The organism is Paraburkholderia sp. SUR17 (genome assembly GCF_029536165.1).
GTDB classification, from domain to species: Bacteria; Pseudomonadota; Gammaproteobacteria; order Burkholderiales; family Burkholderiaceae; genus Paraburkholderia; species Paraburkholderia kururiensis.
Map to the genome: position 1 here is coordinate 56744 of NZ_CP120508.1, position 18612 is coordinate 75355.

Here is an 18612-nt window from a genome sequence, read left to right on the forward strand (position 1 = left end):
TGTCTGCGGTGCGCGGGAGGAAGGAGAGTGCGCGGCTGACGACCTCTTTAGCCGCATTTATAGTGAACCGCTGGGACTGGCCCGGCTGGTTCGCGCGCCCGCAATCGAGTCAGCAAATCGGCGCGTGTTGGTGATGCCTTGGTGAACGCAGAGTATAGCGGAAAATGCGCGGCGGCCGGATGAAGCGCTCCGGTTGAACGCGAGGGTTCGGCGGCGCTTAGGCTTTTATCCATGGCCACTCACGGCCGCCCTCGACGCTACTGCAGGATGAGCCGCAACTGGGCGTCGGCCTGTTCGCCGGGCTCGCGCGCAAAGCCGCTCTTGGCGTAGCGGTGCCAGCGGCCGATCACGTAGCTCACGAGTAGACTCGCGCGCACCACCGGGTCGTAATCGGGCGGCAGCGGCACGGCGGCTGCCGCTGCCGCTGTGTTGGCGTTGCCGTCAGCCGACGCTGCGGACGTGCCGGCGTCCGTCAGCCCCACCCGCAGGCATTGCTTCACCGATGCCTCGATGCGCTCGGTCATCTGGTTCACGCGCTCGGTGAGCCGTTCGTGCTCGCCCACCAATGCCTCGCCTGTCAGAACGCGCGTCATGCCGGGATTTTTCGCGGCGAAGTTGAGCAACATGAGCCCAATGGCACGCGCCTGGAGCACGCCGTTCGGCTCTTTCGCGACGATCTGGTTGATGAGTCCGAAGATGGTCTGCTCGATGAACTCGATCAGGCCTTCGAACATCTGGGCCTTGCTCGCGAAATGGCGATACAACGCCGCTTCCGATACACCGATGCGCGCCGCGAGTGCCGCCGTGGTGATCTTTTCGCTCTTGGGCGCTTCGAGCATGGTGGCGAGCGTTTGCAGAATGTGCACGCGACGCTCGCCGGGTTTCGGACGGCTCGCCCGCTGGGGCGCCGACGGGGCGCCTGGGTTTGCGTTGCCGTCCGCGGTTGCCGCTGAGGGTGTGAGCGGCGCGGCGGGACGCTCGACGTCGAACGGGTCTTCGTCTACGGCTGCGTCAGGTCTGGCGTTTGGCTGCATGAGTGTCGCCCCTTGAATCGCGCCCGGCCGGCGCCGGTGTGCAACGATTTTAACGAACGAATGCAGCGGTCGACATAATGCGGACGGCCAGTGCCGGGTAGCCGGGCCGGCACGCCGGGCGCGCGCGGCAGGGCAGGCAGGTGTCCCGTGATCCAGACCGTGCGGATGCCAAGGCGCCGGTAGCGCTTCAGGTGACCGCGCGTGTCTTCGACGAGCGTCGCGTCGAGCAGCGGCACGTGGGCGTCGCGCATGGCTCGCCGCAGCATGGTGGCGTCGGGCTTGGCGCGCCAGCCATGGCGGTCGCGCATGTGTTCGATGGCAATCACGCGCTCGAACAGCCGTTCGATGCCGAGTTCCGCAAGCACGGCGCGCGCGTAGGCTTCGGGCGCGTTGGTGAGCACCATCTTGCGCCCCGGCAGCGCGGCGACGAGGCGAGCGAGGCCGCGCTCGGCGCGCAGCATGGAACGCAGGTCTGGGAAGGTGTGGACGACCTTGAGAAAATGGTGCGGATCGACCGGATGGTGGCGCGTGAGGCCGAGCAGCGTGGCGCCGTACCGCTGCGTGTAGCTCGTGCGCAGCTGGTTCGCCTCGTCGTGGGTGACTTCGAGCACGTCGACGATGTATTGCGTCATCGCCCGGTTGATGGCCGGAAACACCGCATGCGAGGCCGCATGCAGCGTGTTGTCCAGATCGAAGAGCCACACCGGCGCGCCGCGCTGCGCACGAGGCCGCCGGCGTGGCGCGCGCACGAACGTGGACACGCTTTTTCCGTGGCTGCTCAATGCGAGCGGATCATCGTGCCGAAGGGCTGCTCGGTGAGAATTTCGAGCAGCACCGAGTGCTCGATGCGGCCATCGATGATGTGCACCGAATGCACGCCGCTCTTCGCGGCATCCAGCGCGGAGGCGATCTTCGGCAGCATGCCGCCCGAAATCGTGCCGTCTGCGAAAAGGGCGTCGATCTCGCGGGCGGAGAGGTCGGTGAGCAGATTGCCGGCCTTGTCCATGACGCCCGGGATGTTGGTCATCATCACGAGCTTCTCGGCGTTCAGCACCACGGCCAGCTTGCCGGCCACGAGGTCGGCGTTGATGTTGTACGAGAGGCCGTCTTCGCCGAAGCCGATGGGCGAAATGACGGGAATGAACGCGTCGTCCTGCAGCGCCTTCACCACGGCTGGGTTGATGGCTTCCACCTCGCCCACCTGGCCGATATCGACGTACTGACCCGGATTGTCGCGGTCCGGCATCATCAGCTTGCGGGCGTGGATGAGACCGCCGTCCTTACCCGTCAGGCCCACCGCGTGGCCGCCGAAGTGGTTGATGAGCGTAACGATGTCCTGCTGCACTTCGCCGCCCAGCACCCATTCGACAACCTCCATCGTCTCTTCGTCCGTGACGCGCATGCCCTGGATGAAGGTGCCCTGCTTGCCGATCTTCTTGAGCGCCTGGTCGATCTGCGGGCCGCCGCCGTGCACGATGACCGGATTGATGCCCACCAGCTTCAGCAGGATCACGTCGCGCGCGAAGCCCTGCTTGAGCCGCTCTTCCGTCATGGCGTTGCCGCCGTATTTGATGACCACGGTCTTGCCGTGGTACTGGCGAATGTAGGGCAGCGCCTCGGCCAGAATTTCGGCCTTGAGGGTGGGGGGAATCTGCGAGAGGTCGGCAGGTTCGGACATGGCGGCGGGCTCGGCGTGAAACGGTGAAAGAATCGACGGCGGTGGGTGAATCAACCGCGAATTGTACAGGACTGGCGCGCTGCAACAGGCATTTCCAGGCCGGCATTCGGGGGCTGCCGAATGGGCAGCGCTGGGCGTAACACGAGGTTTTGCCCGGGTTTTAGTGGCGCGCTTGCGCGGTGCGCAAAAGATGTTCTGGCGCCGTGCGGATGCCTGCCCGGCGGCAGCAACAGGAAGGTGCAAACAGGTAGGTGCAGTATGCAGCCGGGGACGGTTGCGCACAGTCGGGCGGCGCGACTCGTGGCATCATTTCCGAACCTTCCCTTTCGACCGCCTTCTTCCACGGGAAATCGCAATGAGCCAGTCCGCATCCACCTCCAGGGAGCCGGCGAGCGTGCGGTGCCCGCGCTGCGGCCGGGCGTTCGACTGCGGCCGCCACACCGACCCGTTCGACTGCTGGTGCCGGGCCATGCCGGCTGTGCAGGCCGACCGGCTTGTCCGAGGCATGCCGTGCCTGTGCCCCGAATGCCTCGCCGACGACCTCGCCAGCGCCGAGGCGAGGCGGCCCCACGATCCGCCCGGCCCCGCGGGCGCGTGAGACACCTCCGCAAGAACGGCCGCTCGCCTGCGCCGACAATGCACAGGTATTGACGTGGACGAAATAACCAGTCCGCGCCGCCGTGCTGCTAGCGGTTAAACTCCCCGGATGCATCGAATCACCATGACCGGCCGCGTCAATCTCGGCCATCTGTTCTGGCTGCGCAGTCTCGCCATCATCGGGCAACTCTGCACGATCGCGGCCGTGCAGGTCTTCTTCGGCGTGCACCTGCCCATTCCGGCCATGCTGCTCGTGATCGGGCTCGAGGTCATTTTCAACGGGCTCACCTGGCTGCGCGTCTCGCAGGAGCGCCCGGAATCCAATCTCGAACTGTTCGGCCAGATCTGGGTAGACCTGGGCGCGCTCTCGGCGCTGCTGTTCCTCTCCGGGGGCACCACGAATCCGTTCGTCTCGCTCTATCTGCCGTCGCTTGCCATTGCCGCTGCCGTGCTGCCCTGGCACCTGATGCTGTGGCTCGCCGCGTTCGCCGTGTCCTGCTACGCGGTGCTCGGGTTCGACTCCGTGCCGCTCAACATGGACAACCCCGCGAACCTGTTCGACTACTACCGCGCGGGCATGTGGGTCAACTTCATGGTGAGCGTGGGGCTGATCGCGTGGTTCGTGGCGCGTATGTCGGGCGCGCTGCGCCAGCGCGACGCGGCGCTGGGCGACGCCCAGCAAAGGCTGTTGCGTGACGAGCGGGCTGTGGCGCTCGGCGTGCAGGCCGCCACCGTCGCACACGAGATCGGCACGCCGCTCTCTACGATCGCCATGCTCACCGAGGAGCTGCGCGACGCCGCCCGCACCGATCAAGGCCTTGCGCCCTACGCGGCCGACCTCGAACTGCTCGAAAAGCAGATGACGCTGTGCACCTCGGCGCTGGCCCGGTTGCGCAGCCGGGCGTCGTCGGGCGGCAGCCGCCAGGCGGTGAGCGAATGGATGGGCCCGTTTGCGGAGCAGTGGCGGCTGCGCCATCCGCACGTGAAATTCGAGTTGATGGGCGAGCCGCCCGCCAGCCTCGCCGTGGACGACACGGTGGCCGTCGGCCAGATTCTGACCATCCTGCTCGACAACGCCGCGCGCGTGAGCCGCGATCACGTGACGCTGACCGCGCGCCCTGCCGGGCACGAAGATCTGGTCGAATTCGAGGTTTGCGACGCGGGCCCAGGCATCCCGCCGTCGTTGCGGGCGTCGCTCGGCACGGTGCCGGTGGATAGCACGCAGGGCGGTCACGGCGTGGGCCTGTATCTCGCGTTTTCGGCGGCGGCTCGGCTGGGCGGCTCGATCGAGCTGGCCGATGTCGCTCCCGCGGCCGCCTCGACTTCGTCGTCGGCGGCGGCTGCCGCGAGCGGCCGGGCGCCACGCGGTACGCGGGCGCTGTTGCGACTGCCCGCCACACACATCGTGGTTCCTACCCCGACCGGCGCGGACGCGGCCGGCGGCGTCGCCGGTTCTGCGGCGACATGATCCAGGTCATTTCATCGCGGCATGAAAGGCGCAGGATCAGGAACTGACCAGGCGCGGTGGCTGGTAAAGGACAAACGGCAAGGGCACCCGGCAAAGAGCAAAGAGCCGGAAAGGACCGAAGGGCCGGGCGGCCGCACCGCATAACACGGAGAAAAGACCAATGAGCGACATGAATTTCCTGGTGATCGACGACGACGAGGTGTTCTCGGGCATTCTGGCCCGCGGCCTCGCCCGGCGCGGCTTTACGGTGCAGCAGGCACACGACGGGGACGAGGCGATCCGGTTGGCGAATCAGCAGAAATTCGGCCAGATCACGGTGGACCTGCATCTCGGCAACGACTCCGGCTTGAGCCTCGTGGCGCCGCTGCGCGAGCTTCAGCCGGACGCGCGCATCCTCGTGCTGACGGGGTACGCGAGCATCGCCACCGCCGTTCAGGCAGTGAAGGACGGCGCGGACAACTACCTCGCCAAGCCGGCGAACGTGGAGACGATTCTCTCTGCGCTGCAGAGCGACGCGAGCGCGGTTCAGGCCGAAGAGGCGCTGGAACATCCCATGCCGCTTTCGGTGGCGCGGCTCGAATGGGAGCACATTCAGCGCGTGCTGGCCGAGAACGGCGGCAATATCTCCGCGACGGCGCGGGCGCTCAACATGCATCGGCGCACGCTGCAGCGCAAGCTCGCGAAGCGTCCGGTGAAGCAGTGAGCGTTGGCGGCTCGAAGGCGATTGCAGAAATAAAAACGCCCGGCGCGTCAGGCGCCGGGCGTCTTCGTTTTGCTTAGGGCGCCTTGCAGGCGGCCTGGTTAGAGCACGTAGCGCGAGAGGTCTTCGTCCTGCGAGACTTCGTTCAATGCGCGGTCCACGTAAGCGGCGTCGATGGTCACGCTGGTACCCGCGTGGTTGCCGGCGGCAAACGAGATTTCCTCCAGCAGCTTTTCGATCACCGTATAGAGCCGGCGTGCACCGATGTTCTCGGTCTTCTCGTTCACGGCGTAGGCAATCTCGGCGAGGCGCCGGATGCCGTCTTCGGCGAAATCGAGCTGCACGTCTTCGGTGGCGAGGAGCGCCTGGTATTGCTTGACGAGGCTCGCGTCGGTGGCCACCAGAATGGCCTCGAAGTCCTTCACGGAAAGCGAATCCAGCTCGACGCGAATCGGAAAGCGCCCCTGCAGTTCGGGAATCAGGTCGCTCGGCTTGGCCAGATGGAACGCGCCGCTCGCGATGAACAGGATGTGATCGGTCTTCACCATCCCGTACTTCGTGTTGATGGTGGTGCCTTCCACGAGCGGCAGCAGATCGCGCTGTACACCCTGGCGCGACACTTCGCCGGCACCGGCTTCGTTGCGCGAGGTGATCTTGTCGATTTCGTCGAGGAACACGATGCCGTTCTGCTCGACGTTCTGCACAGCCTTCGTCTTCACCTCTTCTTCGTTGAGCATCTTGCCGGCTTCTTCGTCGGTCAGCACTTTCAGCGCCTCGCTCACCTTCAGCTTGCGGCGCGTTTTCTTGCCGCCGCCCAGGTTCGCGAACATCGAACGAATCTGCTCGGTCATGTCTTCCATGCCCGGCGGCCCCATGATGTCCATGCCGACCTGCGGCAACTCCACGTCGAGTTCGATTTCCTTGTCGTCGAGCTGGCCTTCGCGCAGGCGCTTGCGGAAGGTCTGGCGCGTGGTGCTGTCCGAGTCGCCGTGGCTGCTGTCACTCGTGGCGCCCGAGCCGAAGCCGACCGGCCGTGCCGGCGGCAACAGAATGTCGAGAATGCGGTCTTCGGCGAGATCTTGCGCCTTCGTGCGGACCTTGCGCATTTCCGCTTCGCGCGTCTGCTTGACGGAGATTTCGATCAGGTCGCGCACGATGCTGTCGACGTCGCGGCCCACGTAGCCCACTTCGGTGAACTTCGTGGCTTCGATCTTGATGAACGGTGCGTCTGCCAGCTTCGCGAGACGGCGCGCAATTTCGGTTTTACCGACGCCGGTCGGTCCGATCATCAAAATGTTCTTGGGCGTGATTTCCTGACGCAGCGGTTCGGCTACCTGCTGCCGGCGCCAGCGATTACGCAGTGCGACGGCGACGGCTTTCTTCGCGCGCGCCTGGCCGATGATGTGCTTGTCGAGTTCCGAGACGATCTCGGCAGGGGTCATGGTGCTCATCGTGGATCTGTCCTTGGCTCGTCCGTTATGTCCGTTACGTCCGTTACTCGATGGTTTCGATGACGCGATTGTGGTTCGTGTAGATGCACATGTCGCCGGCAATCTCCAGCGACTTCTCGACGATCTCGCGCGGCGACAGGTCGGTGTTGTCCACCAGCGCACGCGCGGCCGCCTGGGCGTAGGCGCCGCCCGAGCCGATGGCGCAGATGCCGCCTTCGGGGTCCAGCACGTCGCCGTTGCCGGTGATGACGAGCGTGGTCTGCGAATCCGCAGCGATCAGCATGGCTTCGAGGCGGCGCAGCATGCGGTCGGTACGCCAGTCTTTGGCGAGTTCCACCGCAGCGCGGGTGAGATTGCCCTGATGCTTTTCGAGCTTGGCTTCGAAGCGGTCGAGCAGCGAGAACGCGTCGGCGGTGCCGCCGGCGAAGCCGACCATCACCTTGCCGTTGTAGATGCGCCGGACCTTCTTCGCCCCGCCTTTCATGACGATGTTGCCGAGGGTGACCTGGCCGTCGCCGCCAAGCGCGACCTTGTCGCCGCGCCGCACGGAAACGATCGTCGTACCGTGAAATTGCTCCATGTGCGTTCCTTGTTGCAAAAACGGGTGGAGGCGGCAGCGGCAAGCGCTGCCGCCGGAATCCGGAGGCGGGCGGCGCGCATGCAGCGGCGCGCCGGTACACGCGTATTCGGTCTATTTTAGGGCGCGCCCGCGCATATCAAGGGCAGACGAGGCGGGATGCCGGCTTGCATCACGTGACGCCTCGGGTCGGTTATTAAGTGCCATATGCCAGGGCGGGGCGGCAGTGGGGCAGGTCGGCGTTAGCGAAGGAGTGTGCGGGAGGCAAGCGCTCGACGCGAGAGATAAGCGGCACCCCAAAGAAAAAGGCGCACGGCAAGCCGTGCGCCTCGTCATGAAGCTCATCTCTGCGCGCGGGTCTGACTGAGGCCAGGCCGCGCCGCAGCAATCAATCGCCGAACAGCTTCTGGCGCAGCTCGCGCCGCTCCTGCGCTTCGAGCGAGAGCGTGGCCGTGGGCCGTGCGAGCAGACGCGGAATGCCGATCGGCTCGCCGGTTTCTTCGCACCAGCCGTATTCGCCGGATTCGATGCGTGCAAGCGACTGCTGCACCTTCTTCAGCAGCTTGCGTTCGCGGTCGCGCGTGCGCAGCTCCAGCGCATGCTCTTCTTCGATGGTCGCGCGGTCGGCCGGGTCCGGCACGATCACGGTTTCGCGAAGATTCTCGGTTGTCTGGCCCGCATTGCGGAGAATTTCCGCCTGCAGCTGTTCAAGCCGGTTCTTGAAGAAAGCGAGCTGATCGTCGTTCATGTAATCCTTGTCGCTCATCTTCAGGATTTCGGCTTCGGTCAAGAGTCGTTTCGTCGTCATCTGGCTTGCTTCTTCAATGTGAGGCAAAACTGTTACACATGTTGCCCGCACTTTCGTGTTACCCGCAATGGCTTTCATGGCGCTCAACGAGTGCCGGCGAACACGGACGACAGGCTCTTTGTCGTGACGCCGAAGCGCCGATGCGGGGCCGAACTCCTCTGGAAACCGATCTACAGATGCTCCTGAGGCATTTTTCGTACCGGCGAGCGCCCTTTCGCGCCATTCGCCGGCTGGCCATCGGCATGCTCCGGATAAGGTTTCCCGGTGCCGTACTTGCCGTTTCTTACCCGTTGCTGCGCACGGTTGCGCGTCGTTGCGTCTACCGTCGAGGTGTTTGCCTCGCCCGCTCCTCGGTACCTCTTCAGGTACCCACCTTCGGCGCACGCTTCACAACCGGGCCAAGGTTCTCATTCTCTAGTGGGCACATATTGTAACTGAATCACAATCTGCCGCCGCAAGCAGGGAAACCCGCGTAGCCGCACCCGCAATCCCGAAAATATAACCCGGCAACTGCGAAAAAGCGACGATTCGCGTTTGTGCTTCCATAACGGAGTCGGCCCGCATTTCTGAATGCGGGCCGACCCTTACTGGACCCCTACGCAAGGCCTCGCGGCCCACGCGAATCCACTGCTGCTCTCTGGCTGGCGCTCAGGCGAGACAGGCGTCGAGGCCGTCGGTAATCAGGTCTTGCGGCAGCTCGATACCGATGAACACCATCTTGTTCGTCTTCTTCTCCGCCGGCAGCCACTTCGAGGCGAGGTCGCTGCCCATCATCTGGTGCACGCCCTGGAACACGACCTTGCGGTCTACGCCCTTCATGTACAGCACGCCCTTGTAGCGCAGCAGACGTTCGCCGTAGATCTGCAGGATGCCGCCGAGGAAGTCTTCCAGCCGGTTCGGATCGAACGGCCGGTCGCTACGGTAGACGAACGACTTGATCTTGTCGTCGTGATGCGCGTGATGGTGGTGATGGCCGTGATCGTGGCCTTCGTGATTGCAGTGGCCGTGGTCGTGGTCGCAATCGGCGTGGTCATGATCGTGGTGCTCGTGGTCATGAGCATGATCGTGCTCGTCTTCGGCGAGGAAGTCCGGATCGATCTCGAGCTTCGCGTTCAGGTTGAAGCCGCGCAGGTCGAACACTTCTTTGATGTCCGCTTCGCCGAAATTGACGACACGGATGGACGCCTTCGGATTCATGTGGACGAGCCGGTGGCGCAGGTCAGTCAGCGCGTTTTCGTCGACGAGGTCGGACTTCGTGATGAAAAGGCGATCGGCGAAACCCACCTGACGCTGCACGACTTCGTGTTCGTCGAGCTGGTGGTTCGCGTGCTTTGCGTCCACGAGCGTGATGATGGCGTCGAGCAGAAATTCGTCGGCGATCTCGTTATCCATGAAGAACGTCTGCGCCACGGGGCCCGGATTGGCGAGGCCCGTGGTCTCGATCACGACGCGGTCGAAGTCGAGCTTGCCGTCGCGCTTCTTCGCCGCCAGATCGCCCAGCACGCGCGCGAGGTCGCCGCGAATCGTGCAGCAGATACAGCCGTTGCTCATCTGGATGATCTGCTCGTTCGAGTCCTGCACGAGGATGTCGTTGTCGATGTTCTCCTCGCCGAACTCGTTTTCCACCACGGCGATCTTCATGCCGTGCTTCTCGTTCAGGATGCGCTTGAGCAGCGTGGTTTTGCCGCTGCCCAGAAAGCCGGTGAGGATGGTAACGGGAATCATGCTGGTCGCCTGTCAATGCGTGAATCGTGAATTAGGGTGGCCCGGGCGCCGTGGCACGGGCAATCGAATTGGCTATTGAAACATATCTGCCTCCCAACCGCTTGCGGCGACCGGGCGCGTTGGCCGTACGGACGAGGCCGCCGCCAGCGCAAAAACAGCCTCCTAAATGGGGCCGCTCAGGCGATTTGCAACAGCAGTCCCTTCAGGTACTCGCCTTCCGGAAAGGCCGTGAGCAGCGGGTGATCGACGCCCGCGCCGAGCCGCTTGAGGATGCGCGCGTCCACGCGCGCGTCGGCGGCCGCGCCGGCAACGATCTTCTGGAACAGTTCCGCGTCGATCGCGCCCGAGCACGAGTAGGTGAACAGCAGGCCGCCCGGCCGCAGCAGTTTGAAGCCGCTGAGGTTGATGTCCTTGTACGCGCGTGCCGCCCGATCGACGTGCTCGCGCGACGGTGCGAACTTCGGCGGATCGAGCACGATCAGGTCGAAGCGCTGGCCGTCGTCGTAGAGGCTGCGCAGCGTGCGGAACGCGTCGGCGTCGAGCCACGTGGCGCGCGCCGCGTCGAAGCCGTTCGCCGTGACGTTCTGCTGGGCAAGCGCGAGCGCTTCGCCCGAAGAATCGATGGACACCACGCGTGCCGCGCCGCCCTTGAGCGCCGCGAGTGAAAAGCCGCCCGTGTAGCAGAAGCAGTTCAGCACGTCGCGGCCTTGCGCGAAGGTCTGCACGAGCGCGCGGTTGTCGCGCTGGTCGATGTAGAAGCCGGTCTTGTGGCCGTTGCGCACATCCACGTGGTAGCGCACGCCGTTTTCGGTGACGACGAGCGTCTCGGGCGGTGCGTCGCCCGCCAGCACGCCGGTTGTCTGCTCGAGTCCTTCCTTCTCGCGGATCGACACGTCCGAGCGCTCGTAGACGTTCGGGCAACCGGTCGCGCCCACGAGCGCCGCCACGATCGCGTCCTTCCAGGCTTCGACGCCCGCCGCCATGAACTGGCAGACGAGCTGGCCGCGCGCCTCGGCGTCGTCGGCGGTGTAGTAGTCGACGATCAGGCCTGGCAGGCCGTCCGCCTCACCGAAGATCAGGCGCACCGCGCCCGTGTCGCGCACCATCTGCTGGCGGTGCGCCAGCGCGCGCTGCACGCGGCGCTTGAAGAAGGCGTGATCGATGGGTTCGGCTTCGTCGAAGCTCCACACGCGGGCGCGGATCTGCGACTGCGCGCTCCAGGCGGCGCGCGCGAGGAACCGGCCATCGTGCGCCCGCACGATGACGGTGGCGCCGGAAGCCGGCTTGCCGTCGACGCGGTCGATCGCATTCGCGTAGACCCACGGGTGGCGACGCAGCAGCGATTTCTCTTTCGACGGTTTGAGCGTAACGGTATTCATGACGGATTCGGTTGGGTGATACAGGAGGCGCTAAAGGGCGGCAATAGGCAGCAATAACGCGGTTACGCGAAGCGGCGGCGACGCACAGCGTAGGCATCGCGCCGCTGACACGGCGGCAGCGCAGCGATGCCGAGGGCCTCAGGCGTTAGTCGCGTTTTTTCGCCCGCGGATGGGCCTGATCGTAGACGCGCGCGAGATGCTGGAAATCGAGCGACGTATAGACCTGGGTGGCGGTGATGCTCGCGTGTCCGAGCAGTTCCTGGACCGCGCGCAGATCGCCGCTCGACTGGAGCACGTGCGTGGCGAACGAGTGGCGCAGCACGTGCGGATGCACGTTGGCAGGAATGCCCGCGGCAATGGCGGCGCGCTTCACGCGCTCGCGCACCACGTTGGGCGACATCCGGTTGCCGCGCACCGAGAGGAACAGCGGCTGCGGGTCGGCCTTCACGAATTCGTGACGCACGGCGAGCCAGGCGTTGAGCGCGTCGAGCGCCTTGCGGCCCACGGGCACCACGCGACGCCGGTTGCCCTTGCCGAGCACTTCCACTTCGGCGGCGTCGAGCTTGAGCCAGCCTGCGGATTCGTGGCCGTCCGCCTTCGCGTACGTCACGTCGAGACCCACCAGCTCGGCGAGCCGCAATCCCGACGAGTAGAACAGTTCGAGCATGGCGTGGTCGCGCAGGCCTTCGGCGGTGCTGGGCGACGGCGCATCCATCAGCGCGTTGGCGTCGTCGACGGAGAGCGCCTTCGGCAAGGTCTTCGCCCGCTTCGGCGCGCGCACCGTGGCGACCGGATTCGCGGTCAGTTCCACGTGCCCCGCGTACCAGCGGTAGAACGCGCGCCAGGCCGAAAGCCGGTGCGCGATGGAGCGCGCCGACAAGCCGCCCGCATGGGCGCGGGCCACGGCGCCGCGGATGTCCGTGGCCGTCAGGCTTTCCAGCGGCCGGCCGTTCGCCAGCCTCTTCAGTTCGTCGAGTTCGTGCGTGTAGCCACGCAGCGTGTGCGCCGACAGCCGCCGCTCGTGCTCGAGGCCCGACAGGTAGGTGGCGGTGGGGTCGGTGGCGTTCACGTGACTGGACGAAGCGGGATCAGATTGGGTTCAGCGCGGCAGCAGGCGCGTCAGCGCGGCGCTCGCGAGGGCCCCGATCTGCGAAAGGAAGTCCGTCGCCATGCCTTCGTGGAAGCGGCGCGGATCGGGCGAGCCCATCACGAGCAAGCCGAACGCCGGCGCCGCGGCGTCGGCCTGCGGGTCGCGCAGCGCGAGAATGGCGATCGATTCGATGCCGGTGCTGGTGCCGGTGCCCGATGACGCGGCCACGGCCGCATCGTTGCCGGCCGCTTCGGCGTGCGCCGAGCCGGCATTGGTCAAAGGCGAAGCCGTCACTGAAGCGGGGCCGGACGCAGCCGCCGCCGTGGACGCCGCCGACGCCGCGAGCCATTGCGCCGCCTCGAAACCGGTGTTCGCGCCGCAGTACGGCGCCGCGAGGCTGTTGGCGAAGATCCGCACTTCCTCGCCGGTGTGGCGGGCGAAATCGGCCTGAGCGTACTGCTCGGCCACGTCCCACACGCGCAGCGCGGCCTGCGGCACGTCGAACACGTCGCGCAGGTTGTCGGCGATGGTGCGCGGCAGCGCGTACGGGTCGCGCTCCGAAATCACGCGCGTGGTCCAGCGGTGGAATTTCGCGGCGATGCTGTCGTTCTCGTGGCCGTAGCGCAGCAGCTCGGCAAGGCGCCGTTCGAGCAGCTTGTTCTTGTCGCGCAGCATTTCCATCTGCCGCTCCTGCAGTGACACCGCGGCTTTGCCGTGCGGATTGCCGAGCCGGATCGTGGCCAGCAGTTCGGCGTGCTCGGTGAAGAAATCGGGATTGGCGAGCAGATAGTCGGCGACTTCGCGATCGTTCATGGTCTGGGCTTGGGAGAGGCGCGGCGGGCCGCGCGTCGGTCAATCGGTTGAATGAGTGGTTCGGATGCCGCCGCGCTTGCGCGCGGCGCCTGTCGTCTGCTTGCCGCCGGCATTTGCACCTTGCACGGCAGCTTATTCGGGCAGCGTGTCCAGGTCCAGTTCGCCTTCGAAAACGGTCGTCGCCGGTCCGGCCATGAAGAGCGGCGCGGTTTCGTCACGCGCGCCGTCCCACGAAATCGTCAGCACGCCGCCGTGCGTGTGCACCGTCACCGGCGTGTCGAGCAGCCCGCGCCGGATGCCGGCTGCCACCGCCGCGCAGGCCCCCGTGCCGCAGGCGAGCGTTTCGCCAGCGCCGCGCTCGTAGACGCGCAGGCGAATCTCGCGGCGCGACACGATCTGCATGAAGCCGGCGTTCACTTTCTGCGCGAAGCGCGCGTGCCGCTCGATTACGGGGCCGTCTTCGCCAACCGGGAACGCTTCGACGTCGTCCACCACCTGCACGGCATGCGGATTGCCCATCGACACCGCCGACACCCACCGCACCGTACCGTTCACCTCGAGTGGCCAGAGCGTGTCGCGGCCTTCGCGGCGGCCGTCCAGCCCGTTCGTGTCGAACGGCAGGCGGGCGGGCTCGAACACCGGCGTGCCCATGTCCACGACCACTTCGCCGTTCTCCTGCACGGTGAGGGCGATCACGCCGTTCTGCACCTGGACGCGGATGCTGCTGGCTTCGGTGAGCTTGCGTTCGCGCACGAAGCGCACGAAGCAGCGCGCGCCGTTGCCGCAATGCTCGACCTCGCCGCCGTCGCAATTGAAGATGCGGTATCTGAAATCGACGCCTTCGATCGTGGGTTTTTCCACCAGCAGCAGCTGGTCGGCGCCTACGCCGAAATGCCGGTCGGCGAGCGCGCGCACGCGCGCCGGGCTCAGCGAGAGCGGCTGCGTGTAGCCGTCCAGCACGACGAAGTCGTTGCCTGCGCCGTGCATTTTGGTGAATTTCAGTTTCATCCCGCTATTGTAAGCGACGTGCCGGGCCCGCTTATGCCTTTACCGACGGCCTGGTCAATACACGCTCGGCTCGCCCGGCGGCCGCGTCTTGAAGCGCTTGTGAACCCAGTAGTACTGCTCGGGAATGCGCGGAATCTGCTCTTCGAGGAACGCGTTCATGCGGCGCGCGTCCGCGTCGTCGTCGCCGGTGGGGTAGTGGTCCCACGGCTTGAAGATCTTGAGCTTGTAGCCCTTGTAGTGGGGCAGCACTTCGCCGATGAACGGCACCACCTGCGCGTGTCCCACCTTGGCAAGGCGGCCCACTGCCGTGAGCGTGCAGGTGGGCACGCCGAAGAACGGCACGAACGTGGAGTTACGCGCGCCGTAGTCCATGTCGGCGCCGAGCATCACGGGTTTGCGCTCGCGCAGCCAGCGCAGCACGATGCGCGCGCTGTCGGCGCGGCTCGCCATGTCGGCGTCGAAGCGCGCGCGTGCCGCCTTCGCCACTTCTTCGAGCAGCGGGTTCGACATGGGCTGATAGAGCGAGCCGCAGCGCCGGTGCAGCGAATAGTTCAGGAAGATCGAACCCGCTTCGATACCGACGAAGTGGAAGCCAAGAAAGAGCGTGGGCGGCAGGTCGGGGTCGCTCAGATCCACTTCGCTTTCCACCTGAATGAGCTTTTCGAGCTTCTTTGCCGAGCCGAACCACTGGACGCTGCGCTCCAGATAGCTGCGGATGGCATGCCGAAAATGCTTGCCCGCCACTTCCTCACGACGCTCGTCGCTCCATTCGGGAAAGCAGAGCTTGAGGTTGATGTGGACGATGCGCTTGCGGCGGCTGGGAATCTGGTAGAGGAGCCAGCCGAGGCCGTCGCCCAGACGCGCGACGAAACCGTATGGCAGGATCGCGAACAGCTTGAGGAGGCCGATGCCGAAATGGGTGCCGAGGCGGCCTAGCATGCGCGGGCTCCGGGCCGCGCCTCGAACCCGGCGCACTTCAGAAAGACGGAGAAAAGGTCGTAATACAGCACGCGTGGTTACTCAGCGACAAATCAGGGAAGCCGCTATAATACGGGCTTCGCCGAGTTAATAGACAACTTGCGGGGCGAAACAGGCACGCGCAACAAACGCCGGCCTGGCAGCAAATCCGCTAAAGCGTCGCCGCTTCAGGCTCCCGAAGCTGGCTACGTGAAGATCAACCGTAACCAAGGAATTACAAGGAGTCTGCAACGTGTCAAACGACTTCCTCTTTACGTCTGAATCCGTTTCCGAAGGTCACCCGGACAAGGTCGCTGACCAGATCTCGGACGCCATTCTCGACGCCATCCTGACGCAGGACAAATATTCGCGTGTTGCAGCAGAAACGCTGTGCAACACGGGCCTCGTCGTGCTCGCCGGTGAAATCACCACGACGGCGAACGTCGATTACATCCAGATTGCGCGCGACACCATCAAGCGCATCGGCTACGACAACACCGACTACGGCATCGACTACCGCGGCTGCGCGGTGCTCGTCGCCTACGACAAGCAGTCGCCGGACATCGCCCAGGGCGTGGACCGCGCGCACGACAACAACCTAGACCAGGGCGCCGGCGACCAGGGCCTGATGTTCGGCTACGCGTGCGACGAAACGCCCGAACTGATGCCGCTGCCCATCCACCTGTCGCACCGCCTCGTGGAGCGCCAGGCCAACCTGCGCCGCGACGGCCGCCTGCCCTGGCTGCGTCCGGACGCGAAGTCGCAGGTCACGGTTCGCTACGTCGACAACAAGCCGTATGCCATCGACACCGTCGTGCTCTCCACGCAGCATGCGCCGGACATCGAACTGTCCACGCTGCGCGAAGCGGTGATCGAAGAGGTCATCAAGCCCACACTGCCGGCCGACCTCGTGAAGGGCGACATCAAGTTCCTCGTGAACCCGACCGGCCGCTTCGTGATTGGCGGCCCGCAAGGCGACTGCGGTCTCACCGGCCGCAAGATCATCGTCGATACGTACGGCGGCGCGGCGCCGCACGGCGGCGGCGCGTTCTCGGGCAAAGACCCGTCGAAGGTGGACCGCTCGGCCGCGTACGCGGGTCGCTACGTTGCGAAGAACATCGTTGCCGCAGGCCTCGCATCGCGCTGCCTGATCCAGGTGTCGTACGCGATCGGCGTGGCGCAGCCCACCTCGGTGATGGTGAACACATTTGGCACGGGCCGCGTGTCGGATGCAACCATCACGCAGCTCGTGCGCGAGCATTTCGACCTGCGTCCGAAGGGCATCATCCAGATGCTCGACCTGCTGCGCCCGGTCTATGAGAAGACGGCTGCGTATGGCCACTTCGGTCGCGAAGAGCCGGAGTTCTCGTGGGAGGCAACGGACAAGGCGCTGGCGCTCGCCGAAGCAGCGGGCACGGAGCCGGCTGTCGCGACCGCTTGAGCGGATAAAACCGCGTGGCGAAAGCCGCGTGGTGCATGAAGCAGTGAAGAGCCCCGTCCGGCGTCGAGCCGGGCGGGGTTTTTTCTTTGGGCCTTTGTCTTGCGGTGCCGGTTTTAACGGCTTCGTTTTTTCACGGAGCGCAGTGGCCGCTATCGCGCTGCGAAGGCGAACCAGCCGTCGCTCGCAGCGGCCATGCGGCGCGGGCGACGGCTGTAACTACCGCTCGCGGCGTGTTGGGACGACGAGTGCGACGGACGCGGTGCGCTCAGCGAGCGCAGCGGCGTGTCCGGTCGATAGAGCAGCGTGCGCAGCGAGAAGTGGCGAGCGCCGGTGCGTACGCGCAGCACGGAAAAGAACGAATTGAACCAGGCGCGCATGCTGTCCACGGGACGCGTTTCGCGCAGTTGTCCCGCGAGGGCCCGGGTGCGCGCGGAGTGGTGTCGCAGGGCGCGCATCACGTGACGGCGTGCGGGACGCGCGGCCTTCAGGGCCGCACGTTTGATGCGAGTGCTTAAGAAGGTATGCATGGTTTCAGCAAAATCGGACTTCGAAGTGCGCATCGCACGGTGCCGCGAAACGAGCAGCAAGCATGCCAATGAAAGCGCCGGTCGCGGCGCAGCACGATTCGAATAAACGGGGAAAGGTCCGCAGGCGCGGAACGCAGAGCGTGTAGTGAGCGCGGGCGGTCCACGGGACGCGGCGCAGGCGAATGAACGGTACGGCGGCAACGACTGACATGCGCGCAGGCTACACGCGAATCATGACGGTCGAAAGTCGGTGTTATCCCGGTTTGGACCGCACGTCGCACAGCGAGCGTGCGCGTTTTTGACGCAGACGATCGCGCCCTTTGCGGCCTGCCGGTGCGCCGGCCGCCCTGGTGCTGTGCGGCGCGCCACGCAGCAGTGGCGCGCGTCAGCTAGACCTCGGTCCGGCCCCTTGCGTACGTTTTACAATCGCGACATGACTCGTTGCCGCGGCGTTGCTCACTGAGTCGCTGCAACGGGCGCGTCGAGTCGAACCCAATAAACCGAAACAGCGGAAGTCCCATGTCAGCCCATTCGAAGAAGGAACAGGTGCAAGTGCTGCGCGAGCGCGGCTTCGTCGTAGTTCCGGGTCTCGTTTCGCCTGAACGTTGCGCGGAACTGAAGAGCATTGCGGAACAGCAGTTGATCGAAGCGGCCGCGCCGCTCGAATTCGAGGCCGACCTGCGCTACCCCGGCGCGCCGGACTCGCGCGAGTCGCCGGGCGGTCACACCGTGCGGCGTCTGCTCGACGCGTACGGACGTCATCCGCGTTTTGCCGAGTGGGCCACGGCGCCCGAAATTCGCGGCTGGATGGAGCTTTACTTCGGCGAAGAGCCGGTGCTGTCCCGTGCGCATCACAACTGCATGATGACGAAGCACCCGGCCTACGGCAGCCTGACCGGCTGGCATCGCGACGTGCGCTACTGGTCGTTCGAGCGCGACGATCTGGTGTCGGTGTGGCTCGCGCTCGGGCAAGAAACGGTCGACAACGGCGGGCTCTGGTTCGTGCCCGGTTCGCACAGCGCGACGTTCACGTCCGATCGCTTCGACGAGGCGAAATTCTTCCGCTCGGACCTGCCCGAGAACCAGGCGTTGATCCAGACCGCGATCTCGCCGCCGCTCTCGGCCGGCGACGTCGTGTTTTTCCACTGCAACACACTGCATTCGGCGGGCAAGAATCTCACGGATCGGGTGAAGTTTTCGCTCGTCTTCACCTATCACGGCGCGAGCAACGTGCCGTTGCCGGGCACGCGTTCGGCGTCGAAGCCCGAAGTGCCGTTCTGATTTTTCGTTGCGGTTTTTCGGTGTGAAGTGCGGAGCGGATAGCGCCGCTCCTCGCGAGGTCGCACCGACAGACACGCG

The 18612-nt window shown here is 65.4% G+C and carries 18 protein-coding genes; 5 read left to right on the forward strand and 13 right to left on the reverse strand.

Annotated features, from left to right (window positions below; all coding sequences use genetic code 11):
* Positions 1-257: 257 nt before the first annotated feature.
* The 3 genes from slmA to argB are packed head-to-tail and all read right to left on the reverse strand — an operon-like array spanning position 258 to position 2712.
* Positions 258-1034, reverse strand: coding sequence for a nucleoid occlusion factor SlmA (gene slmA / locus P2869_RS00275; protein ID WP_277597143.1), 777 nt, complete (start codon positions 1032-1034; stop codon positions 258-260).
* Positions 1001-1795 carry a pyrimidine 5'-nucleotidase gene (locus P2869_RS00280; protein WP_277597144.1) on the reverse strand — a complete coding sequence of 265 codons (795 nt, stop codon included), beginning with the start codon at positions 1793-1795 and terminating at the stop codon, positions 1001-1003. Before P2869_RS00280 ends, slmA begins: the two co-directional genes overlap by 34 nt.
* Before the next feature lie 17 nt (positions 1796-1812).
* Positions 1813-2712: an acetylglutamate kinase gene (argB, locus tag P2869_RS00285; RefSeq protein WP_017772391.1), complete on the reverse strand. Its 900-nt coding sequence runs from the start codon at positions 2710-2712 to the stop codon at positions 1813-1815.
* Positions 2713-3067: 355 nt separating this feature from the next.
* Between argB and P2869_RS00290 the strand changes: the two genes are divergently transcribed.
* The 3 genes from P2869_RS00290 (at position 3068) to P2869_RS00300 (ending at position 5480) form a co-directional block, all read left to right on the forward strand.
* Positions 3068-3310, forward strand: coding sequence for a cysteine-rich CWC family protein (locus P2869_RS00290; protein ID WP_017772392.1), 243 nt, complete (start codon positions 3068-3070; stop codon positions 3308-3310).
* 108 nt (positions 3311-3418) lie between these two features.
* Positions 3419-4777 (forward strand): ATP-binding protein, encoded by a 1359-nt coding sequence (locus tag P2869_RS00295; RefSeq protein WP_277597145.1) that lies wholly within the window; start codon positions 3419-3421, stop codon positions 4775-4777.
* Between the two features lie 160 nt (positions 4778-4937).
* Entirely contained in the window at positions 4938-5480 is a 543-nt protein-coding gene (locus P2869_RS00300) for a response regulator transcription factor (protein WP_017772394.1), read from the forward strand.
* Between the two features lie 98 nt (positions 5481-5578).
* Here P2869_RS00300 and hslU read toward each other — a convergent pair whose 3' ends face one another.
* The 9 genes from hslU to P2869_RS00345 all read right to left on the reverse strand — a co-directional run bounded on the left by hslU (position 5579) and on the right by P2869_RS00345 (position 15267).
* Positions 5579-6928 (reverse strand): ATP-dependent protease ATPase subunit HslU, encoded by a 1350-nt coding sequence (hslU, locus tag P2869_RS00305; RefSeq protein ID WP_017772395.1) that lies wholly within the window; start codon positions 6926-6928, stop codon positions 5579-5581.
* 43 nt (positions 6929-6971) lie between these two features.
* The gene (gene hslV / locus P2869_RS00310) at positions 6972-7508 is read right to left on the reverse strand and encodes an ATP-dependent protease subunit HslV (protein WP_017772396.1); all 537 of its coding nucleotides are present in this window, start codon (positions 7506-7508) and stop codon (positions 6972-6974) included.
* A 385-nt stretch (positions 7509-7893) separates the two neighbouring features.
* Positions 7894-8313 (reverse strand): RNA polymerase-binding protein DksA, encoded by a 420-nt coding sequence (gene dksA, locus P2869_RS00315; protein ID WP_017772397.1) that lies wholly within the window; start codon positions 8311-8313, stop codon positions 7894-7896.
* Between the two features lie 648 nt (positions 8314-8961).
* Positions 8962-10038: a GTP-binding protein gene (locus P2869_RS00320; protein ID WP_017772398.1), complete on the reverse strand. Its 1077-nt coding sequence runs from the start codon at positions 10036-10038 to the stop codon at positions 8962-8964.
* Positions 10039-10214: 176 nt separating this feature from the next.
* Positions 10215-11417: a class I SAM-dependent rRNA methyltransferase gene (locus P2869_RS00325; protein ID WP_017772399.1), complete on the reverse strand. Its 1203-nt coding sequence runs from the start codon at positions 11415-11417 to the stop codon at positions 10215-10217.
* 145 nt (positions 11418-11562) lie between these two features.
* Positions 11563-12486, reverse strand: a complete 924-nt coding sequence (gene xerC / locus P2869_RS00330; RefSeq protein WP_277597146.1) for a tyrosine recombinase XerC — start codon at positions 12484-12486, stop codon at positions 11563-11565.
* A 30-nt stretch (positions 12487-12516) separates the two neighbouring features.
* Positions 12517-13320, reverse strand: coding sequence for a DUF484 family protein (locus tag P2869_RS00335; RefSeq protein WP_277597147.1), 804 nt, complete (start codon positions 13318-13320; stop codon positions 12517-12519).
* 132 nt (positions 13321-13452) lie between these two features.
* Complete coding sequence (dapF, locus tag P2869_RS00340; protein WP_126878580.1) at positions 13453-14328, reverse strand: diaminopimelate epimerase; 876 nt, start codon at positions 14326-14328, stop codon at positions 13453-13455.
* Between the two features lie 54 nt (positions 14329-14382).
* A complete protein-coding gene (locus P2869_RS00345; protein ID WP_277597148.1) occupies positions 14383-15267 on the reverse strand; it encodes a lipid A biosynthesis lauroyl acyltransferase in 885 nt (294 codons plus the stop codon).
* Positions 15268-15538: 271 nt separating this feature from the next.
* Between P2869_RS00345 and metK the strand changes: the two genes are divergently transcribed.
* Positions 15539-16726 carry a methionine adenosyltransferase gene (gene metK, locus P2869_RS00350; protein WP_017772404.1) on the forward strand — a complete coding sequence of 396 codons (1188 nt, stop codon included), beginning with the start codon at positions 15539-15541 and terminating at the stop codon, positions 16724-16726.
* Between the two features lie 149 nt (positions 16727-16875).
* Here metK and P2869_RS00355 read toward each other — a convergent pair whose 3' ends face one another.
* Positions 16876-17253 (reverse strand): hypothetical protein, encoded by a 378-nt coding sequence (locus tag P2869_RS00355; protein ID WP_126878578.1) that lies wholly within the window; start codon positions 17251-17253, stop codon positions 16876-16878.
* 519 nt (positions 17254-17772) lie between these two features.
* Between P2869_RS00355 and P2869_RS00360 the strand changes: the two genes are divergently transcribed.
* Positions 17773-18534 carry a phytanoyl-CoA dioxygenase family protein gene (locus P2869_RS00360; protein WP_017772406.1) on the forward strand — a complete coding sequence of 254 codons (762 nt, stop codon included), beginning with the start codon at positions 17773-17775 and terminating at the stop codon, positions 18532-18534.
* Positions 18535-18612 lie beyond the last annotated feature (78 nt).